Here is an 18,819-nt window from a genome sequence, read left to right as displayed (position 1 = left end):
GAGGGTCGGCCGACGAGCGACGCCGCCAGGTCGAGCCGGCGTCGCATGCCACCCGAGTAGGTCTTCGCCGTACGGTCGGCGGCCGCACCCAGGTCGAACCACTCGAGCAGCTCAGCCGCCCGCCGCTGTGCGTCGCGAGTCGTGAGGTCGAGCAGCTGCCCGATGAGCACGAGGTTCTGCCGGCCGGTGAGGTCCTCGTCGACCGAGGCGTACTGGCCGGTCAGCCCGATCTGCTGGCGGACCCGGTGCGCATCGCGCGCCACGTCGAGCCCGGCCACCTGGGCAAAGCCGGCATCGGCTCGCAGCAAGGTGGCCAGGATGCGCACCGCGGTGGTCTTCCCGGCGCCGTTCGGGCCGAGCACGCCGAGCACGGTGCCCTCCCGGGCGAGCAGGTCCACGCCGTCGAGGGCGAGCGTGTCGCCGAAGCGCTTGACCAGTCCGTGAGCCTCAATCGCGTATGTCATGGGGATAGCGTCGGTGCGGGTCCTGGCACGGCACGCACACGCCGCTGGCAGCGGCTGTCAGCGGCGTATCAGGGCTCCCACCAGCGGGTTTGCCGGATACCTACCCACGGGTAACAATCCAGCATCGAGCCGAGGAGTCCCCGTGAGCCAGGTCAGCGAGAAACAAGCCCGCCAGGTTGCCGAAGCAGCGCGAGAGACCGAGTGGAAGCTCCCGAGCTTCGGCAAGGAGCTGTTCCTCGGCAACTTCCGGCTCGATCTGATCCACCCGCAACCGGCCCAGAGCCCCGAGATGATCGAGCGTGGTGAGGCATTCCTCGCCGAGCTGCGGGCGTTCCTCGAGAACAAGGTCGACCCGTTCGCGATCGAGCGGGACGCCAAGATCCCGGACGACGTGGTCGAGGGCTTGAAGGAGCTCGGCGCCCTCGGGATGAAGATCCCGACCCAGTACGGCGGGCTCGGGCTCAGCCAGGTCTACTACAACAAGGCGCTCGCGCTGGCCGGCGTCTGGCACAGCGCAATCTCGACAATGCTCTCGGCGCACCAGTCGATCGGGCTTCCGCAGCCGCTCATGCTGTTCGGCTCCGACGAGCAGAAGTCGGAGTGGCTTCCGAAGCTCGCCCGGACCCACATCAGCGCCTTTCTGCTGACCGAGCCGGACGTCGGCTCCGACCCGGCGCGGCTGTCCGTCACCGCGACACCCAGCGAGGACGGCTCGTCGTACACGATCAGCGGCACCAAGCTCTGGGCGACGAACGGCGCGTTCGCGGATGTCGTCGTCGTGATGGCGATGGTGCCGAAGAGCGAGGGCCACCGCGGCGGCATCACGGCGTTCATCGTCCCGTGCGACGCCCCGGGCGTCACCGTCACGCACCGCAACGCATTCATGGGGTTACGCGGGATCGAGAACTCGGTGACCGTCTTCGATGGCGTCACGATTCCCGCTTCGAACGTGATCGGCGGCGAAGGCATCGGGTTGAAGATCGCGCTGACCACCCTCAACACCGGCCGGCTGTCGCTCCCGGCGATCTGCGCGAGCGTGAGCAAGTACTGCCTGAAGATCGTTCGCGAGTGGGGGACGCAGCGGATCCAATGGGGAGTGCCGGTCGGGAAGCACGATGCAGTCGCCCAGAAGATCGCCGAGATCGCCGGCACGGCGTTCGGGATCGAGGCCATGCTCGATGTTTCGAGCCGGCTCGCCGACGAGCACCGCAACGACATTCGCATCGAGGCCGCTCTCGCCAAGCTCTACGGGTCCGAGATGGCCTGGCTGGCGGTCGACCAGATGATGCAGGTGCGCGGCGGGCGCGGCTACGAGTCCGCCGAGTCGCTGCGCGCCCGTGGCGAGAAGCCGGTGCCGGCCGAGCAGCTGCTCCGCGACATGCGCATCAACCGGATCTTCGAGGGCTCGACCGAGATCATGCATCTGCTGATCGCGCGCGAGGCGGTGGACCAGCACCTGCAGATCGCCGGCGACATCATCGAGCCGGACGTGCCGCTCGGCGACAAGGCCCGGACCGCTGCGAAGGCCGGCAGCTTCTACGGCCGTTGGCTGCCGAAGCTCGCGGCCGGCAAGGGGACCAACCCGACGTCGTACGCCGAGTTCGGCGAGCTCGCCGAGCACCTGCGCTTCGCCGAGCGCAACTGCCGCAAGCTGGCCCGCTCGACGTTCTACGGGATGAGCCGCTGGCAGGGCGGCCTGGAGAAGAAGCAAGCGTTCCTCGGCCGGATCGTCGACATCGGCGCCGAGCTCTACGCGATCGCGAGCGCATGCGTCTATGCCGACACGCTCGGTCGCGAGGACAGCGAGCACCGGGCGGAGTACGCCGAGCTCGCCGACCTGTTCTGCAACCAGGCGCGGCGACGGGTCGACCGGCTCCTGCACGACCTCTGGTTCAACAACGACGCGGACAACTACCGCGCAGCGACCAAGGTGCTTGACGGGCGCTACACGATGTTCGAGCGCAGCATCATCGACCCGGCCGGCGAGGGCCCGATGATGCCGGGTCAAGCCAGCTCGTAACGCAGCCCTTCGTACTTGACCTCCATGCCGACCGACTCATAGAGCCGGACCGCATTGGTCAGGCTGCTCGCATCGACGCCGAGCGCGACCTTGCGGTAGCCACGCCGATAGAACTCGGCAAAAGCGTTGAGCAGCAACAACTTTCCGAGCCCGCGACCGCGGTAGTCGCGCAGCGTCCCGAGCACGTCGATGTAGCCGGCCTCCGGCATCTCCGCCGCATAGAGGCCAGCGACGCGTGCGCCGTCGACGGTCGCGAACCACCACAACGAGAGGTCAGGGCAGACCCCGTTCACCGTGTGCGCGAGCCACCGTTCGTACGGCTCGCGGATCGGGTCGAAGTGGTCGAGAAAGGCGAGGTCGGTGATCTCCCACATGTCGTGCAGGTCCTCGTCGCTGCGGCGTACCGGCTCCAACCGAACACCAGCCGGCAGGTCGGGGATGACCGGTGGTTCGTCAAACGTGGCCACCATGCGGTAGAAGCGCCGGATGACCGTGGCGCCGGCGCGCTCGTAGATCTGCCGCTTGACGGCGTTCTTGGAGTTCGCGAACAGGTTGATCGGCAGATCCCGCCCAAGGTCCTTCGTGGTCGCCCTGACCCAGTCGAACAATGCCGCCATCACGGTCTCGTCGGTGCCGGGTCGAACGATGATGTCCCCGAACAGGCTCGGGTGACCCGGGAAGCGTTCCACCCATGAGTAGCCGAGCAGCTCCCCGTCGGGGCTCTCGACGACCGCCGCCACGAGCTGGTCGTTTGCCAGGTCGGTCCGCACTTCGTCGATCGTGGTGTTGGGCTCGCCGACCTCGGCCAGGTCGGAAAGGAGGACCAAGTCCAGAATCGTCTCCGCGTCCTCGGCGGTGACCGAGCGCAGGCGTCCGGCGGCATCCATGAGCCAAGACTGACCTACCCCGGAGGTGTGGCGCCAACCGATTCTCGGGGACGATAGAGAGATGACTGCACCGACCGACCGCCCCCAGCCGCCGTTCCGCGTCGTCACCGTCGGGCCGGACGGCGCTCCGGTCGAGGACCCCGACTCGCCGGACGGCCCGCAGCCCGAAGCGGACGGTGAAGCCGTCAGCGAGATGGTCGAGCAGCCGGCCAAGGTCATGCGGATCGGCTCGATGATCAAGCAGTTGCTCGAGGAGGTTCGCGCCGCGCCGCTCGACGACGCGAGCCGGCTGCGGTTGAAGGAGATCCACGAGAGCTCGATCAAGGAGCTGTCCAGCGGGCTGGCGCCCGAGCTGCGCGAGGAGCTCGAACGGCTGTCGCTGCCGTTCACGGCGGACGACATCCCATCCGACGCCGAGCTGCGGATCGCCCAGGCACAGCTGGTCGGCTGGCTCGAGGGGCTTTTCCACGGGATCCAGGCGACGCTGTTCGCCCAGCAGATGGCAGCACGCGCGCAGCTGGAGGAGATGCGCCATCGCGCGCTCCCGCCCGGGCAGAGCCAAGGCCAGCAACAGCAAGGCCTCTACCTGTAGGACAGCGCACGTACCTGTAGGACAGCGCACGCCGACCAAAAAGATCTTTGACCGGAATCCCGTGAACTGAGGGTCTATCGTCCCGTTCGGGTCGGTCCGGGCAGCCGCGTTTCGGAACGGGCCCGGAAACGGGGATTCCATGCGCGCACGCCCGAACCTTCGTGGTTCCTCCTGGTTGGTCACCGGTGCGGCGTCGGCGGTCGTGTTGATGAGCCTGGCGGGCTCGCCCGCCGCTGCGCTCACGCATCGACCCGCTGCGTCGGCTCAGGGCGCACGTGCAGCGATGACGGGCCTGGCGCGGGTCAGCGCGGCTCCCCGGGTGCCGTCGACCGCGACCCGGCTGGGTCGGGTTGCGCCGTCGGTAGCGGTCAGCGGTGACGTGGCCCTCAAGCCTCGCGACCCGGCCGCGTTGACCGCCGCCGCGACGGCTGTGTCGACGCCGTCCTCGCCGGCGTACCGCCATTACTTACCGGCGGGGAAGTTCCGTTCGACCTACGGCCCGACCGCGACCTCGATCGCCGAGGTCGAGGCGGCCCTGCGGGCGGCGCATCTGCGGATCGGCTCGGTCTCGGGCAACGGCATGCTCATCTCCTTCAGCGGCACGGCTGCGCAAGCCGAGGCCGCCTTCCACGGCAGCCTCGCGACGTTCCGGCTCAGCAGCGGGCGGGTCGGCATGCAGATGACCTCCGCGCCGAAGCTGCCGGCAACCATCGCGTCCCAGGTGGCCGGTGTGATCGGGCTGAGCACCCTGGCGCGGCCGGTCAGCAGCATCGAGCACTGGACGAAGCAAGGTGCCGGCCATGAGATCCCGCTGGATCGCCACCCGTTGCTGACCCACGCCCCCGGAGCTCCGGATCCCTGCGCAGCGGCGGTCGAGAATGCGAACGAAGAGAACGGGCTGACCTACGACCACCTCGCCCACGCCTACGGGCTCGACGGCCTGTTCAATGCAGGCGACCTCGGCGCCGGACAACACATTGCGGTGTACGAGCTCTACCCGTACTCCGCCTCCGACGTGTCGACCTTCGACACCTGTTACTTCGGCACCGCCGGCGCGGTGGCGATGGTCGGCCGGCTGAACTCGATCCTCGTCGACGGAGGCGCAGGGACGGGTGTGGGCGCAGGCTCCGACGAGGCAGATCTCGACGTCGAGGACGTCTCCGCCTTCGCACCCGATGCGGACATAGACGTCTACACCGGGCCGCCGACGAACACCGGCTACCTCGACACCTACAACCAGATCGTCACCCAGGACACCGACCAGTTCGTCACTTCCAGCTACGGCAGCGAGTGGTGCGAGCAGCAGACCCTCGCCTACGAACCCGGACTGGTCGACACCGAGAACCAGATCTTCGAAGAGGCGGCCCTCCAGGGCCAGACGGTGCTCAACGCGGCCGGTGACAGCGGGTCGGACGAGTGCGCCCCCAACGGCAGCCCTCTCCCGGAGTCGCCGTACGTGTCGGCCGGGGACCCGTCGAGCCAGCCGTTCGTGACCTCGGTCGGCGGCACCGCAGTCATCGACGACTCGAACCGCCCCACCGAGCAGGTATGGAACGACGGCAACTACGGCGGCTCCGGCGGTGGCGGCACGTCGGCCCTGTGGAGCGCGCCGAGCTGGCAGCAGTCAGCGATCGCGAGCATCGACCCGTCGGTGTTCGCCGCTGCCTACGGCTCCGGCGCAAGCTTCGGTAGCGGTGAAGACCAACCGTGCCCGCAGGCCACATCAACGGATGACACCGTCTGCCGCACCGTTCCGGACGTCACCGCGGAGGCCGACGAATACACCGGCGCTCCGGGCATATACGACCACGAGTTCGGTGGCTGGGTCGACTTCGGCGGGACGTCGTCGTCCACCCCGTTGTGGGCGGCCATGCTCGCCGACGTCCAGGCCTCGGCGGGGTGCCAGTCCTCCGGACCGCTCGGGTTCATCAGCCCGAAGCTCTACGCCATCGGCGCGAACGCCAGCGAGGCGGCCGCGTCGTTCAACGACGTGACGACGGGCAACAACGACGACTACGCGATCAGCGGCGGCCAGTTCTTCCCGGCGACGACCGGATACGACCTCGCTTCCGGTCTCGGCTCACCGCGCCTCACTGCGCGGAGCGGCAAACCCGCACTCGCCGCTTACCTGTGTGCGATGGGACCGAGCACCGCGCCCGCGATCAGCGGCCTGAGCCCCACGGTCGAGCCGCTCGATCCGAGCGGGACGCTCACGATCAGCGGGACGAACTTCACCGGCGCCACCGCGGTCTCGATCGGCGGCTACCAGGTCCCGACCGCAGACTTCACGGTCGCGAGCGACAGCGAGATCGACGTCACCCCGCCGCCACCGGCCTCGAGCCTGACCGGCGGCGACCCCGGCGAGACCGGCGCTGGTCCGGCGATCGTCAGCGTCACCGGACCCGGCGGGACGTCGGCGATGGCCGGCTCGGCGAGCCGGCTCGAGTACGTCGACACCTCTGCATCCAGCTCGGTGCCGAGCGTCGGCTTCATCTCTGGCGACATCGGTGCTCAAGCCGGCGGAAACACGGTGACGGTCTACGGCTCGGGCTTCGAGCGGAGCGGCACGAGCGACGTGGAGGCGGTCACGGTCGGTGGCCTGCCTGCGAGCTCCTACACCGTGCTGTCCGCGGACAAGATGACCGTGACGATTCCGGCGTACCAGAGCGGCAGGACCAGCTGCGCGGGCATCGACCTTCATCCCGACACCGAGCTGTGCCAGACCCAGCTCGTCGTCACCGGGTCGGCCGGTTCGAGCTCGACGACTCCCATCGTGCCGCTCTACGAAGGCTCGACCGACGGCAGTACGCCGTGTACGGGTTGCGCGTCGTTGCCGGCTCGAACCGAGTACGACTACACCCCGGCGCCGACTGTGACGTCCCTGTCGACGACCTACTTGAGCGAGCTCGGGTTCAACGTCGTGTCGATCTATGGGCAGGGCTTTGCCTATCCGGGGTACGACTGGACGCTGATCGGGTCGCCAACCAGCGCCGCCTCGCAGAACTACTTCGCGCTGTCGGTGACTCCGAACGAGATCGACCTGCTCCCCAACGGGACGAACAACTTCAGCGTGAACAGCCTGCACAAGTCGTTGCGAGTCGTGACCGCAGCCGGCACGTCCGCGCCGACACCCGTGATCTACGCAGGGATCCCGAAGGTCACCTCGGTGAGCCCGGCCGCCGGTCCGGCCGGCGGCGGGACCACCATCACGGTGACCGGCGAGGGCCTGGATGCGGTCGCGCCGAGCGCCGGCGGCTATCTCGAGTACGTGGACGACAACATCGGCCTGCCCCGCGACCAGCTCTCCGGAATCACGGTCGCGAGCAGCACCTCGCTCACGGCGACCACCCCACAAGTGCTCGCGGGCACGGACGAGGTGACCGCGTGCACCGTTTCCGGGTGTTCGTTCCTGAGGGGTAACCCCGACAGCCCGGCGGCGAAGAGCACGAGCTTCGTCTTCTATCTGCCGGGAAACCCGGTGGTGACGGCGGTCGTGCCGCACCACGGGCCGGCTTCTGGCGCGAACCTCGTCGAGATCAGGGGTCACAACCTGAGCAACCCGGTCTCGGTGATGTTCGGCAAGCGCGCGGCGGTCGTCGCCGACGATGAGTTCGGTCCGTCGGCGTCGGCGAACTCGATCGAGGTGCAACCACCACCCGGCACACCCAAGAAGGTCGTCAATGTCGTTGTGACGACAGCAGAAAGCGAGTACGCCCCCGGCGGCGCACCGAGCGCGATCACGGCGACGACGACGTACCGGTACGTCGTCAGCCCGCCGTCGGCACCGCAGAGCATGAAGACGAAGGAGCGGACCGACTCACTCGTGGTGTCGTGGGTGCGCCCGCTGGTCAACGGCGGTGCGCCGATCACCGGCTACCGGATCATCATCAGGCCGCTGAACCTGTTCTCGCGCAAGCAACCCAAACCGGTCAAGTTCCGGGTGGGCCCACACGTCCGCTCGGACGTGATCCACCTGCATCCGGAGGTGTACATCGCGGAGGTGAAGGCGCTGAACAAGCACGGCGCCGGACCGGCCGCGTTCGTGCTGTACCCGAAGCGGCTCAATGAGGAGCTCTAACCGGGCCCTCCGTGATGTGTGTCAGGCCGGCGTGCTGAAGCGCGCTGCGCGCTGACGCCGACGCGCACTCACGGGAACAACCGCTCGAGGACGGCTGCCACGCCGTCGTCGTCGTTGCTCGACGTGACCTGGTCCGCAACGGCGAGGACCTCCGGGTGCGCGTTCGCCACCGCGACACCGTGCCCTGCCCAGCGCAGCATCTCCACGTCGTTCGGCATGTCGCCGAACGCGATCACGTCGTGCGGCCCCAGTCCGCGCTCGCGCACGAGCGCCTCAAGCGTGCTGGCCTTCGTGACACCGAGCGCGCTGATCTCCAACAATCCGTCGATCGAGGAGTGCGTGAAGGTGGCGATCGAGCCGTCGAGACCACTCCGCGCGATGGCCAGCAACTCGTCCGAGGTCAGGTCCTCGCGCCGGCCGAGCAGCTTCGAGACCGGCTGGTCGAGCAGCTCCTCGACCGGGCCGATCCGCGCTCCGGGCTTCGGCGTCCAGCGCGGCCGGTAGCCCGGCTCGTGGGCGAACCCGCCGTCCACCAGCTCGAGGCCGAACTCGATACCGGGTACGGCGACCCGCAGGTCCGCGGCCAGCTGCCGGACGACCTCCGGCGACAACGGGCGGGACCGGATCACCTCTTCGGTGGCAAGGTCGAAGACTTGCGCACCGTTCGCACAGATCGCCAACCCGCGATGTCCGGCCGCCTCCGCGAGGTCAGGAAGCCACCGCGGGGGGCGGCCGGTCGCGATGACCACCAAGGCTCCTGCGGCACTCGCTCGGCCAAGCGCAGCGCGGGTCCGATCCGAGATGGTGCCGTCACGGTGCACGAGCGTTCCGTCGAGATCGGTCACGACGACCGAAGGCGTCATACCGGCTCGAAGATCTCGCGACCGCCGAGGTAGGGCCGGAGCGCCAGGGGTACGCGCACGGAACCGTCTGCTTGCTGGTGTACCTCGAGCAGGCAGGCGATGGTGCGGGCGATCGCGCACAACGTGCCGTTGAGGGTGGCCACCGGCGTCGGACCGTCCTCGTCGCGGTAACGAATCGCCAGCCGGCGGGCCTGGAAGGTCGTGCAGTTCGAGGTCGACGTCAGCTCGCGGTACCGACTCTGCGACGGGAACCACGCCTCGCAGTCGAACTTGCGCGCCGCGCTTGCACCGAGATCGGCGGTCGCGATGTCGACGACGCGGAACGGCAGTTCCAGTTTGGCGAGGAACTCCTTCTCCCAGGCCAGCAACCGAAGGTGCTCGTCGCGCGCGTCTTCGGGCCGGACGAAGGAGAACATCTCCACCTTGTCGAACCAGTGCACCCGGATGATGCCCTTGGTGTCCTGGCCGTAGGAGCCCGCCTCGCGACGGAAGCACGAGGAGAACCCGGCGTACCGGCGGGGAAGCACTGCCGGGTCGAGCACCTCGTCGGAGTGCATTCCGGCGAGTGCGACCTCACTGGTCCCCACCAGGTAGAGGTCGTCGTCGCGCAGCCGGTAGACCTCCGGCTCATGCGCGCCGAGATAACCGGTGCCCTCCATCGCCTCCGGCCGCACCAGCGCGGGAGCGATCACGGGAATGAAACCCGTGGCAGTCGCCTGCTCCATCGCGAGGTTGACCAGGGCCAGCTCGAGCAACGCGCCGACGCCGGTCAGGAAGTAGAAGCGCGCGCCGCTTACCTTCGCGCCGCGTTCGAGGTCGATCGCGCCGAGGATCGCGCCGAGCTCGACGTGGTCGCGGACCTCGAAGTCATAGTCCGGCACCGCACCGACGGTCTCGATGACCACGGAGTCGTCCTCGCCGCCGACCGGTGCGTCGTCCTCCACGAGGTTCGAGACCAGGTACGCCGCCGCGCGTAGCGTCTCGTCGGCTGCGCTCTGTTCGGCCTCCGCGGTCTTGACCTCGTCCTTCAGCTGCTTGGCACGCTCGATCATCGCCGGCCGGTCCTCGGCGCTCGCCGACTGGATGGCCTTGCTCGCCTGGTTCGCGTCGGCGCGGAGGGCGTCGGCGCGGGTCACCGCGGCGCGACGCTGCTCGTCCGCCTCGAGCAGGCGATCGACAACGGCCGGCTGCTCGCCCCGCGACTGCTGGCTCCTGCGGTAGCGGTCCGGCGCCTCGCGCAGCTCCCGCAGATCGATCACGCAGAGCAGGTTAGTCGGCCGAGCAGATCCGCGGGACGGCCGGATCAGGGACCCTGACGAAGTTCGGCCACCCACGCGGCGGCCTCGGCAAAGTCGGTGTCGGCGGTGCCGCGGCGCTCGGTCGGGCGGTTGCCATCCGCGCTCGGGTACGAGCCCAGGAACCGGACGTCCGCGCACAACCGGCGAAGCGCGGCCAGCGCTTCGGCGACCCGCGCCTGGCTGACGTGTCCCTCGGCATCCATCGAGAAGCAGTAGCGGCCCAGCCCGACCCCGGTTGGCCGCGACTCGATCCGGGTGAGGTTGACCCCGCGCACCGCGAGTTCGGTGAGCACCTCGAGCAGCGCGCCCGGATGGTCGTCTGCGATGAAGGCGACCAGGCTGGTCCGATCCGCTCCGGTCGGGTCCGGTAGCCGGCCCGGCGCCTCGACGAGGACGAACCTGGTCACTGCGCCTGGCGTGTCCGCGATGTCGTCGGCAACGATCTCGAGGCCGTAGTGCGCGGCCGCGATCGGTGCAGCGACGGCCGCATCGGCTTCGCCGGCCGCCACCGCTCGCGCGCCGTCCGCAGTGCTCGACGCGGCGATGAACCGGGCGGCCGGCAGCTCGCGGCGCAGCCATCCACGAACCTGTGCCTCCGCGTGCGGGATCGTCGTCACGGTCGTGATGTCGGTCACCCGTGTGCCGGGTCGAACCATCAACGCGAACGAAACGGTGAGCTGGACCTCACGGACGATCCGCAGCGGCGCGCCGGAGGCGAGCTCATCGAGGGTCTCGGCGACCGAGCCCTCGACCGAGTTCTCCAACGGAACCAGCGCGCCGACTACCTCTTTACGGCGGACCGCATCCAGCGCATCGGCCACCGAGACGCACGCAACCGGCTCGACGTCGGTGGCATCAGGCAACGAACGTAGTGCGGCTTCCGAGAAGGTGCCTTCCGGCCCGAGATAGGCATAGCGCGCCCCCCGCGTACCCATGAGGGTCAGGCCCTGACCTTGCGGCCGAGCGCGAGCGCGATCGCCTGAGTTTCCTCGGGCGAGAGCGTCTGGTCACTCTGGCCTTCCTTCACACCTTTCGCATAGGCACGGGCCTCGGTGCGCCCGTTGATCGAGGTGATCACCAGACCGTCCCCGGAGTCATCGAGCAGCGCCGCAGTGAACGACATCCGGCCACCCATGTCGCCGAAGGCGTCGTAACGCACGACCGCAACGTGGCGAAGCGCGTCCGCAAGCTGGCTGCGCGCGACATCGAGATCGCTCTTGGCTCGGGCCAGCTCGAGTCGCAGCGCGTGGGTCTCTGCAGCGCCGCGATTGACCGCGTCGAGAACGCCTTCGGGTCCTTCCGGGCCATTGAGCACGTCCAGCGAGCGGCGCAGCCGCCTGACCCGCAGGTTCGCCACGAAACCGGTGATCAAGCCGACGATCGCGACCCCTGATGCTCCTAGCGTGATCTCGTCGAGCAGCGGGCGATGCAGGGGCAGCACAGCAGCGAAGCCTAATGCCTGACCCTGTGCGGCCGATCTGAGTCCGCGGTGAGGCCAGGCCACCGACCCGGCTCCGATCCGATTAGGGTCGCTCTGGTGGACGCCGAGGAGGTGCGGCGGCTGCTCGAGGACGTGGCAGCCGGTACGACGACGGTCGCCGACGCGTCCCGCGCACTGACCGCGGCACCGCTGTCGGGCTTCACCGATCTCGGGTTCGCCAAGCTCGACCACCACCGAGGGCTGCGGACCGGCGACCCCGAGGTGATCTACGCCGCCGGCAAGACCGACGATCAGGTCATCGCCCTGCTGGCCGCGCTGGCTGCCGCCCCGGGCGAGCGCCCGGCGCTCGCCACCCGGCTCACCACGAGCATGCTCAGCCGGGCTCGCGAGGCTTTTCCCGACGCCACGGTCGATCCGGATGCTGGCTGCGTGCTGGTCGGTGCACCACCGGAGCCTCGCGGCGACGTCGTCGTGGTCTCCGCCGGGACGAGCGACGAGCCGGTCGCGGCAGAAGCAGGCTTTGTCGCCCGCGCGTTCGGGGCGGGTGTCCGGCGGGTCTGCGACGTGGGAGTCGCCGGCCTGCATCGGCTGCTCGCGGAGCGCGAGACGCTGGCCGGCGCGGACTGCCTCGTCGTCGTGGCAGGAATGGAGGGCGCACTGCCGAGCGTGGTCGGCGGCCTGGTCGGCACCCCGCTGGTCGCGGTGCCCACCAGCGTGGGGTACGGCGCGTCGTTCGGCGGGCTCGCCGCACTGCTCGCGATGCTCAACTCCTGCGCTCCGGGGGTCACGGTGGTGAACATCGACAACGGCTTCGGCGCAGGCGTCTTCGCCGCCCGGGTCGCCAGGCGGGCGGCGGCGAGCACCGATGGGTGAACCGATACCCCGCGTCGGGTGGTTGGACTGCGCGAGCGGCATCAGCGGCGACATGCTGCTCGGCGCGCTGTACGAGCTCGGGGCCCTGGAGCGGCTCGCGCCATTGGTCGAGTCGCTCACCGACATCGGCGTGCAGTTCACCCCATCCGCCACGACTCGTCACGGGATCGCCGCCACCGCGATTGCCGTGACCGCCGCCGCAGAGCAGCCCGTTCGTGGCCTGGACGACGTCCTCGCGATCGCCGGCCGCGCGGCGATGCCGGCGCCGGCTCGTGAGCGCGCAATCGCCGTCTTCCGACGGCTGGCCGCGGCCGAAGGTGCGGTCCACGGCATCGACCCCGGATCGGTGCACTTCCACGAGGTCGGCGCGGTCGACTCCGTCGTCGATGTGCTCGCCGGTTGCCTCGGCCTGCATGCGCTCGGGCTCGACGCCATCGTCAGCAGTCCCGTAGCGCTCGGTGGAGGCACCGTGCAGACCGAACACGGGACGTTGCCGGTGCCGGTGCCGGCCGTCCTCGCGTTGCTCGAAGGCAGCGGCATTGCGTCGTACGGCGGGCCGGTCGCTGCCGAGCTCGCAACGCCGACGGGGGTCGCGATGCTCACCGAGTGGGCCACGGCGCACGGTCCGATGCCGCTCATGTCCGTCGAGGGAATCGGCACCGGCGCAGGCGGCCGCGATCTGCCCGACCGCGCGAACGTGCTGCGGTTCGTTGTCGGCACCGCAGCATCGAGTGCTGATCCGGATCGGACCGGCTGGCGGGTGGTCGAGGCCAACGTCGACGACCTCGACCCGCGGGTCTGGCCGTTGGTGCTCGAGCACCTGCTAGCTGCGGGCGCCGCCGATGCCTGGCTCACTCCCATCCTCATGAAGAAGGGCCGGCCCGCCCACACCGTCAGCGCGCTGGTGGCCACGGAGACCGAAGCCGCCATCGGTGCCGTGCTGCTGCGCGAGACCTCGACGATCGGCCTCCGTTCCTCGCCCGTGGACAAACGCGCGCTCGAGCGCACCTGGATCACGGTCGACGTCGGCGGCCGGCCGGTGAGGGTCAAGCTCGCCCACGACGGCGGGCGCCGCGTCAACCTCTCGCCGGAGTTCGACGACGTGACTGCTGCCGCCACGGCGCTGCAGCGCCCGGCCAAGGATGTCCTCGCCGAGGCGGCCGCGCTTGCCCGGCAGTCGCTCGACGGCTGACCGATGAGCTGACCGATGAGCCTTGCCGTTGTCGCGACGGTCTTCGTGCTGATCGTGCCCGCTGAGCTCCCCGACAAGACCTTCATCGCCTCGCTGGTGCTGGCCACCCGGTTTCGCGGGGGTCAGGTGCTGATCGGCGCGGCGCTCGGCTTCGGCGTACAAGCCGCCATCGCGGTCGGTGCCGGCAGTGTGGTCTCGCTGCTGCCACGAACTCCGGTGCTCGCCGTCAGCGCCGCGATCTTCGCACTCGGCGCGGTCCTGATGGTGCGCGAGAACAAGGATCCGCGCGAGGAGCAGCACGAGGTCGAGGAGGAGATCGCCGAGCTCCCGCCCGAACCCAGCGCGCGGCGGGTGATCGCGACCAGCTTCCTGGTGCTGTTCCTCGCCGAGTGGGGCGACCTCACCCAACTGCTGACCGCATCGTTGAGCGCGAAGTACCACCAGCCGGCATCGGTCTTCGTCGGCGCTTTCGCCGGGCTGGTGCTCGTCGCCGCCGTTGCGGTGACCGGCGGCAAGGCACTGCTGCGGATGATCCCGCTGGTGTGGGTACGCCGACTCGCAGCGGCCGCATTCGCGGCCGTGGCCGTCTTCACCGCGCTCGAGGCCGCCGGCATCGGCTGACCTCGGCGCCGCCTTACTGCCCGACCAGCTCCGTGATCTTGACGATCACGAAAGAAGGGGCGGGGTAGTTAGGTACGGCGGCGAGGGTGTCAGCGGGCGGAGATGCGCGCCAGGAACGTGATCGAGCCGAGGACCGCGCCGGCGGCGTCGTGGATCGATGCGCTCGACGTATCGAGGGTGACCACCATGCCGTCTTGGTGACGAACTCGCACCAGGCTGCGAGCCAGACCAGGGGCGCTCAGCACGATCAGCGGCGTGATCCGCGCGGCGTACTCGGGATGGGTGCTTCCGGTGTCGAGGTCGACCAGGTTGACGATGTCGAGGATGCTCCGGCCGATTACCGTCTCGTCACCGCAGCCGAGCAGCTCGACACCGGCGACCGAGATGCTGATGACGGAACCATCGGCGTCGAGGACGAAGCACGGGTCATGTGCGGCCGCCACCGCGGCGCTCCAACGGCTCAGCGAGGTCGGCCCGCCGGCCGGTTCGCGAGCGTTGCCCGCCTCTCCGACGTCCGGAACCCGAAGCACGGCGGACGGCTCAGTGGCCGGCTCCGGCTCCAGTTTCTCCAGACGCAGGATCAAGCTCGGCAATGCGATGGTCCCCCGCTCATGAGCGACGAGGTGGCTCCCCCGACGACTGACTGGGCGATCAGCCGGTAAATCAAGTATGGCCGGATTCGGGTGTTGCGGTTACGCCGCTTGGTGCAACTTGCGGTAGCGCGAAAGGCTTAACTTCCGCGATTGGTCATCGAATATCTCAGTTTTGCCATCATGTTTTCGGCGGATGGTGTAATACCGGACTCGTCGAACAGCGCCTGTGCCGCGTCGACGAACTGGTTGGGATCCCAACGCTTCCCGCCGTTGGTGATCACGGCGACCGACGTGTAGGGCCGGTAGATCTCGACCGAGTCTCCTTGTACGCCGAACACCTTGCCGGAAATGTGTGCGGCCTCGGCGCTGCACAAAAAGGCGACGAAAGGCGCGACGTTGTCGGGGTGCCAGAAATCGAACTCGGTCGCTTCCCGGGCGATCTCGCCATAGGCCCCCTCGGTCATGCGCGTGCGGGCTGCCGGCGCGATCGCGTTGCAGGTCACGTCGTACCGCTTCATCTCCTGGGCAACGATCGTTGAGAACGCGGCGATGCCGGACTTGGCGGCCCCGTAGTTGGCCTGACCGAAGTTGCCGAGCAGACCCGAGGTCGATGCGGTGCACACGATGTGACCGGGCCGACCGGCCGCCTTCCAGTAGTCACAGGCCGCATGAGTCGGGGCGTAGTGGCCGCGAAGGTGCACCTTGATGACCGCATCCCACTCGTCGGGCGTCATCTTGACCAGCGTGCGATCGCGCAGGATTCCGGCGTTGTTGACCAACGCATCGAGATGCCCGAACTCGTCGATGGCCTGCTGCACGACGGAGTTCGCGACCTCGACGTCGCTGCAGTCGCCGATCGCGGCGACCGCGTTCCCACCCGCGGACCGGATCTCCTCAACGACCTCGTTGGCCGCAGCGTCGTCGACTTCACCGACGACCACCGCGGCGCCCTGGCGAGCCAGCTCGATCGCCTCGCCACGGCCGATGCCACGCCCGGCACCGGTCACGATCGCCACCTTGTCCTGCATCAACGTCATGGGCAGACATTCAACCGGATGACACCAATCCGCCTTCGCGCGCACCAAGACAGGCGGGCTCGTCCTAGGCTTCCGGCGTGGCAGCGGCGTCCGACCAGCCCCGGCTCTCGGGTGCGAACAGCGAGGTCGGCCGGCTACGGACGGTCATGCTGCACCGTCCCGGCCCGGAGCTCGCCCGCCTCACGCCGCGCAACTCGGCGGACCTGCTCTTCGACGGCATCCCCTGGGTGGGTCGGGCCCAGCAGGAGCATGACGAGTTCGCCGAGGCCCTGCGCCGGCACGGCGTCGAAGTTCTCATCCTGCGTGACCTGCTCTGCGAGTCGCTGACGGTCGACGCCGCGCGCGACTCCGTCATCGCGCAGACGCTCTCGGACCGGCGGCTCGGCACCGAGCTACGCGGCCAGCTCGCGGCGCGGCTGGCCGGGCTCTCCCCGGCCGAGCTGACCGACCTGCTGATCGCCGGGATCACGAAGGACGAGCTGCACGCCGACAGCGGGGTCGTGAGCCGGCTGATGGAGCCGAACGACTTCGTCCTGCCGCCGCTGCCCAACCTGCTGTTCACCCGCGACTCTTCCGTGTGGCTCGGCGACGAGGTTGCCGTCACCAGCCCGAGCATGTCGGCGCGCCGGCGCGAGACCTGGCTCACTGACGCGATCTACCGCCACCATCCTCGGTTCGCCGGAACGCCACTGCTCTACCACCATCACGACGAGTGGCTCGAGGGCGGTGACGTCCTGCTGCTCGCGCCCGGCGTGCTCGCGATCGGAGTCGGCCAGCGCACGCGGGCCGCCGGCGCCGAGACCCTCGCGCACCGGGCCTTCGACCGCGGGCTGGCCCACACCGTGCTCGTCGTACCGATCGCGCAGGAACGCGCGACCATGCACCTCGACACCGTCGTGACGATGGTCGACGTGGACGCGGTCGTGATGTACCCGGCCGTCGCCGACACGCTGACCGCCCTGGTCATCACGAAGCGCGACGCCGAGCCGCCGAGGGTCAGCGAGCCGCGGCCGTTCCTCGATGCCGCGGCAGCCGCGATGGGCATCGATGTACTGCGGGTGATCGACACCGGGCTCGACCCCGTCACCGCGGAACGCGAGCAGTGGGACGACGGCAACAACACGCTGGCGATCGGTCCGCGGCTGGCGGTTGCCTACGAACGCAACGTGGAGACCAACGCCCGCCTCGAGGCAGCCGGCATCGAGGTGGTCCCGATCAGGGGCAGCGAGCTCGGCAGTGGCCGCGGCGGCCCGCGGTGCATGTCGTGCCCGATTCGCCGGGACCCGCTCTAGCCGCCTGCCCTGACTGCTCGCGAAGGGCCGGATCAGGTGGCCGCGAGCGGAAGCGCGGGGCCGTCGTGGTGTGCAAGGTGGTCGAGCACCGCCGCCGGCTCGTTCGTGATCAGTACGTCGACGCCGAGCGCGACCATCGCGTCGACATCATCAAGGCGGTCGACGGTCCACACGTGCACCTCGTGACCGCGAGCGTGCGCCCGCTCGACGTACGCCGGGTGGGCCTTGAGTGCCTCGACCGAGGGCCCGGCGATCGTCGCGCTCGGGCTGATGCCGCCGTCCCGCAGCCGCAACGGCACGCGCTTCATCAGGTGCACGGTCGCCAGATCCGGCGCGAGCGCCCTGACCCGGCGCAGGCCGGTCGGCGCGAAGCTCATGACCTGGACCGTGTCCTTGCCATTGCCGGCGGCATCCGCGAGGCCGAATCGCCGAAGCATCCCGACCAGCGTCTCCTCGACCAGACCGGCGTAGCGAGTGGGATGTTTCGTCTCGATCGCGAGCCGCACCGGCCGTTCGGATGCGGTCACGACTTCGAGCAGTCGCTCGAGGGTGAGGACGCCGGTGCGATCGAGGTCCGGCGCCTCCCAGCTCGCGGTCAGCAACGGGTCGGGCTCCTCGATGCCCGGATCGCGTCGCCAGGACCCGAAATCCAGCTCGCTGAGATCCGCGAGCTCGAGCGTCGAGACGACCCCGCGCCCACTCGACGTGCGGTCGACCCGCCGGTCGTGGACGCACACCAGCACACCGTCGCGGGTCAGGCGGACATCGCACTCCACCCCGTCCGCACCGTCGTCGAGCGCACGACGATAAGCCGCAAGGGTGTGTTCGGCCTCGATTGCCGAGGCGCCGCGGTGAGCGATCACGTCGGGACGGATGCGCACCCGCTCACTGTGACACGCGGACGGCACCATAGCCCGGCCGGTAGGTGAACCTAGAGTGAAGGTGTCGTCGCATGCGGCACGAGTGCGCCGACGGGGAAGGGCGACATGACGACCCGCGACGAAAGGTTGGCGCCGGCCGACCGCCGTATGTTCTGGCGGTGGGTCGGGGACGGTGTTCGCCCGTACCTCGGCTGGGCACTGGTCGTCCTCGGCGCGGTCGCGCTGTTCCTCGGCTGGTACGGCGTCTCCGGGCAGGCCCTCACGGCGAAGCAGCTTCCGTACCTGGTGTCGGGTGGATTGTCCGGGATCGCACTGGTCCTGATCGGTGCCGTTCTGCTCGCGACCGACAACCTTCGCCGCAACCTGGGTCGGCTCGACGGTGTCGAGCGAAAGGTCGACGACCTCTACGCACTGCTCGTCGCCGAACCCGTCGATGACGCCGGCGCCGGCCTTCCACCCGAGACGGCACAAACCGATCCGACGCCCTCGACCTCGACCTCGACCTCGGCGCAGGTGCCGTCCGCCGGCACGGTGGTAGCGGTCCCGGGCGGTACGACGTACCACCGGCCGAACTGCGAGCTGGTCGAAGGCAAGCCCGATGCCGCGCCGGTCGACGGATCCGGGATCACGGCGCGCTCGCTGCACGCCTGCCCCGTCTGCGAACCAGGTCAGCCTACGAGCGGCTGA

General features: G+C 69.3%; 17 protein-coding genes. 8 read left to right on the top strand and 9 right to left on the bottom strand.

Annotation, left to right across the window (positions count from 1 at the left end; all coding sequences use genetic code 11):
• Positions 1–464, bottom strand: a 464-nt coding sequence (locus VME70_12080) for an ATP-binding cassette domain-containing protein (protein HTW20935.1), incomplete at its 3' end; no start/stop codon positions are given.
• A 142-nt stretch (positions 465–606) separates the two neighbouring features.
• On the opposite strand from VME70_12080, the gene VME70_12075 reads away from it, so the two are divergent.
• Positions 607–2,484, top strand: a complete 1,878-nt coding sequence (locus VME70_12075) for an acyl-CoA dehydrogenase family protein (GenBank protein HTW20934.1) — start codon at positions 607–609, stop codon at positions 2,482–2,484.
• Here VME70_12075 and VME70_12070 read toward each other — a convergent pair.
• Complete coding sequence (locus tag VME70_12070) at positions 2,469–3,371, bottom strand: GNAT family N-acetyltransferase (protein HTW20933.1); 903 nt, start codon at positions 3,369–3,371, stop codon at positions 2,469–2,471. The two genes, VME70_12075 and VME70_12070, sit on opposite strands and share 16 nt — an antisense overlap.
• Before the next feature lie 61 nt (positions 3,372–3,432).
• Between VME70_12070 and VME70_12065 the strand changes: the two genes are divergently transcribed.
• Positions 3,433–3,963 carry a bacterial proteasome activator family protein gene (locus VME70_12065; protein ID HTW20932.1) on the top strand — a complete coding sequence of 177 codons (531 nt, stop codon included), beginning with the start codon at positions 3,433–3,435 and terminating at the stop codon, positions 3,961–3,963.
• Between the two features lie 283 nt (positions 3,964–4,246).
• Positions 4,247–8,041: an IPT/TIG domain-containing protein gene (locus VME70_12060; protein ID HTW20931.1), complete on the top strand. Its 3,795-nt coding sequence runs from the start codon at positions 4,247–4,249 to the stop codon at positions 8,039–8,041.
• Positions 8,042–8,109: 68 nt separating this feature from the next.
• On the opposite strand, the gene VME70_12055 is transcribed toward VME70_12060, so the two are convergent.
• From VME70_12055 to VME70_12040, 4 genes are read right to left on the bottom strand one after another with little or no spacing between them, the layout of a single operon-like run.
• A complete protein-coding gene (locus tag VME70_12055; protein ID HTW20930.1) occupies positions 8,110–8,904 on the bottom strand; it encodes an HAD family hydrolase in 795 nt (264 codons plus the stop codon).
• The gene (gene serS, locus VME70_12050; GenBank protein ID HTW20929.1) at positions 8,901–10,163 is read right to left on the bottom strand and encodes a serine--tRNA ligase; all 1,263 of its coding nucleotides are present in this window, start codon (positions 10,161–10,163) and stop codon (positions 8,901–8,903) included. The genes VME70_12055 and serS overlap by 4 nt, the downstream gene beginning before the upstream one ends.
• Before the next feature lie 44 nt (positions 10,164–10,207).
• The gene (pheA, locus tag VME70_12045) at positions 10,208–11,137 is read right to left on the bottom strand and encodes a prephenate dehydratase (GenBank protein ID HTW20928.1); all 930 of its coding nucleotides are present in this window, start codon (positions 11,135–11,137) and stop codon (positions 10,208–10,210) included.
• 5 nt (positions 11,138–11,142) lie between these two features.
• A complete protein-coding gene (locus tag VME70_12040; protein ID HTW20927.1) occupies positions 11,143–11,643 on the bottom strand; it encodes a DUF4446 family protein in 501 nt (166 codons plus the stop codon).
• 96 nt (positions 11,644–11,739) lie between these two features.
• On the opposite strand from VME70_12040, the gene larB reads away from it, so the two are divergent.
• From larB to VME70_12025, 3 genes are read left to right on the top strand one after another with little or no spacing between them, the layout of a single operon-like run.
• Entirely contained in the window at positions 11,740–12,516 is a 777-nt protein-coding gene (larB, locus tag VME70_12035; protein ID HTW20926.1) for a nickel pincer cofactor biosynthesis protein LarB, read from the top strand.
• Complete coding sequence (gene larC / locus VME70_12030) at positions 12,509–13,708, top strand: nickel pincer cofactor biosynthesis protein LarC (GenBank protein ID HTW20925.1); 1,200 nt, start codon at positions 12,509–12,511, stop codon at positions 13,706–13,708. Before larB ends, larC begins: the two co-directional genes overlap by 8 nt.
• A 15-nt stretch (positions 13,709–13,723) precedes the next feature.
• On the top strand, positions 13,724–14,329 hold the full coding sequence (locus VME70_12025) for a TMEM165/GDT1 family protein (protein ID HTW20924.1): 606 nt from the start codon (positions 13,724–13,726) through the stop codon (positions 14,327–14,329).
• Between the two features lie 89 nt (positions 14,330–14,418).
• On the opposite strand, the gene VME70_12020 is transcribed toward VME70_12025, so the two are convergent.
• Entirely contained in the window at positions 14,419–14,913 is a 495-nt protein-coding gene (locus VME70_12020) for a PAS domain-containing protein (GenBank protein HTW20923.1), read from the bottom strand.
• 146 nt (positions 14,914–15,059) lie between these two features.
• Positions 15,060–15,959 carry an SDR family NAD(P)-dependent oxidoreductase gene (locus tag VME70_12015; GenBank protein ID HTW20922.1) on the bottom strand — a complete coding sequence of 300 codons (900 nt, stop codon included), beginning with the start codon at positions 15,957–15,959 and terminating at the stop codon, positions 15,060–15,062.
• Positions 15,960–16,036: 77 nt separating this feature from the next.
• Here VME70_12015 and VME70_12010 point away from each other — a divergent pair, with 77 nt between their 5' ends.
• A complete protein-coding gene (locus VME70_12010) occupies positions 16,037–17,251 on the top strand; it encodes an arginine deiminase (protein HTW20921.1) in 1,215 nt (404 codons plus the stop codon).
• A 32-nt stretch (positions 17,252–17,283) separates the two neighbouring features.
• Here VME70_12010 and VME70_12005 read toward each other — a convergent pair whose 3' ends face one another.
• Positions 17,284–18,132: a glycerophosphodiester phosphodiesterase family protein gene (locus tag VME70_12005; GenBank protein ID HTW20920.1), complete on the bottom strand. Its 849-nt coding sequence runs from the start codon at positions 18,130–18,132 to the stop codon at positions 17,284–17,286.
• Positions 18,133–18,237: 105 nt separating this feature from the next.
• Between VME70_12005 and VME70_12000 the strand changes: the two genes are divergently transcribed.
• Complete coding sequence (locus tag VME70_12000) at positions 18,238–18,819, top strand: hypothetical protein (GenBank protein HTW20919.1); 582 nt, start codon at positions 18,238–18,240, stop codon at positions 18,817–18,819.

The organism is Mycobacteriales bacterium, assembly GCA_035504215.1.
Lineage (GTDB): Bacteria > Actinomycetota > Actinomycetes > JAFAQI01 > JAFAQI01 > DATAUK01.
The sequence above is the reverse complement of the archived record's forward strand: the minus strand, read 5'-3'. Positions and strand labels throughout refer to the sequence as shown.

What these genes read in the sequence shown, in the direction of transcription:
- VME70_12070 (HTW20933.1), bottom strand. Translation starts at nt 3,371, where the DNA reads ATGGATGCCGCCGGACGCCTGCGCTCGGTCACCGCCGAGGACGCGGAG.
- VME70_12065 (HTW20932.1), top strand. Translation starts at nt 3,433, where the DNA reads ATGACTGCACCGACCGACCGCCCCCAGCCGCCGTTCCGCGTCGTCACC.
- VME70_12060 (HTW20931.1), top strand. Translation starts at nt 4,247, where the DNA reads ATGACGGGCCTGGCGCGGGTCAGCGCGGCTCCCCGGGTGCCGTCGACC.
- VME70_12055 (HTW20930.1), bottom strand. Translation starts at nt 8,904, where the DNA reads ATGACGCCTTCGGTCGTCGTGACCGATCTCGACGGAACGCTCGTGCAC.
- pheA (HTW20928.1), bottom strand. Translation starts at nt 11,137, where the DNA reads ATGGGTACGCGGGGGGCGCGCTATGCCTATCTCGGGCCGGAAGGCACC.
- larC (HTW20925.1), top strand. Translation starts at nt 12,509, where the DNA reads ATGGGTGAACCGATACCCCGCGTCGGGTGGTTGGACTGCGCGAGCGGC.
- VME70_12025 (HTW20924.1), top strand. Translation starts at nt 13,724, where the DNA reads ATGAGCCTTGCCGTTGTCGCGACGGTCTTCGTGCTGATCGTGCCCGCT.
- VME70_12015 (HTW20922.1), bottom strand. Translation starts at nt 15,959, where the DNA reads ATGACGTTGATGCAGGACAAGGTGGCGATCGTGACCGGTGCCGGGCGT.
- VME70_12000 (HTW20919.1), top strand. Translation starts at nt 18,238, where the DNA reads ATGACGACCCGCGACGAAAGGTTGGCGCCGGCCGACCGCCGTATGTTC.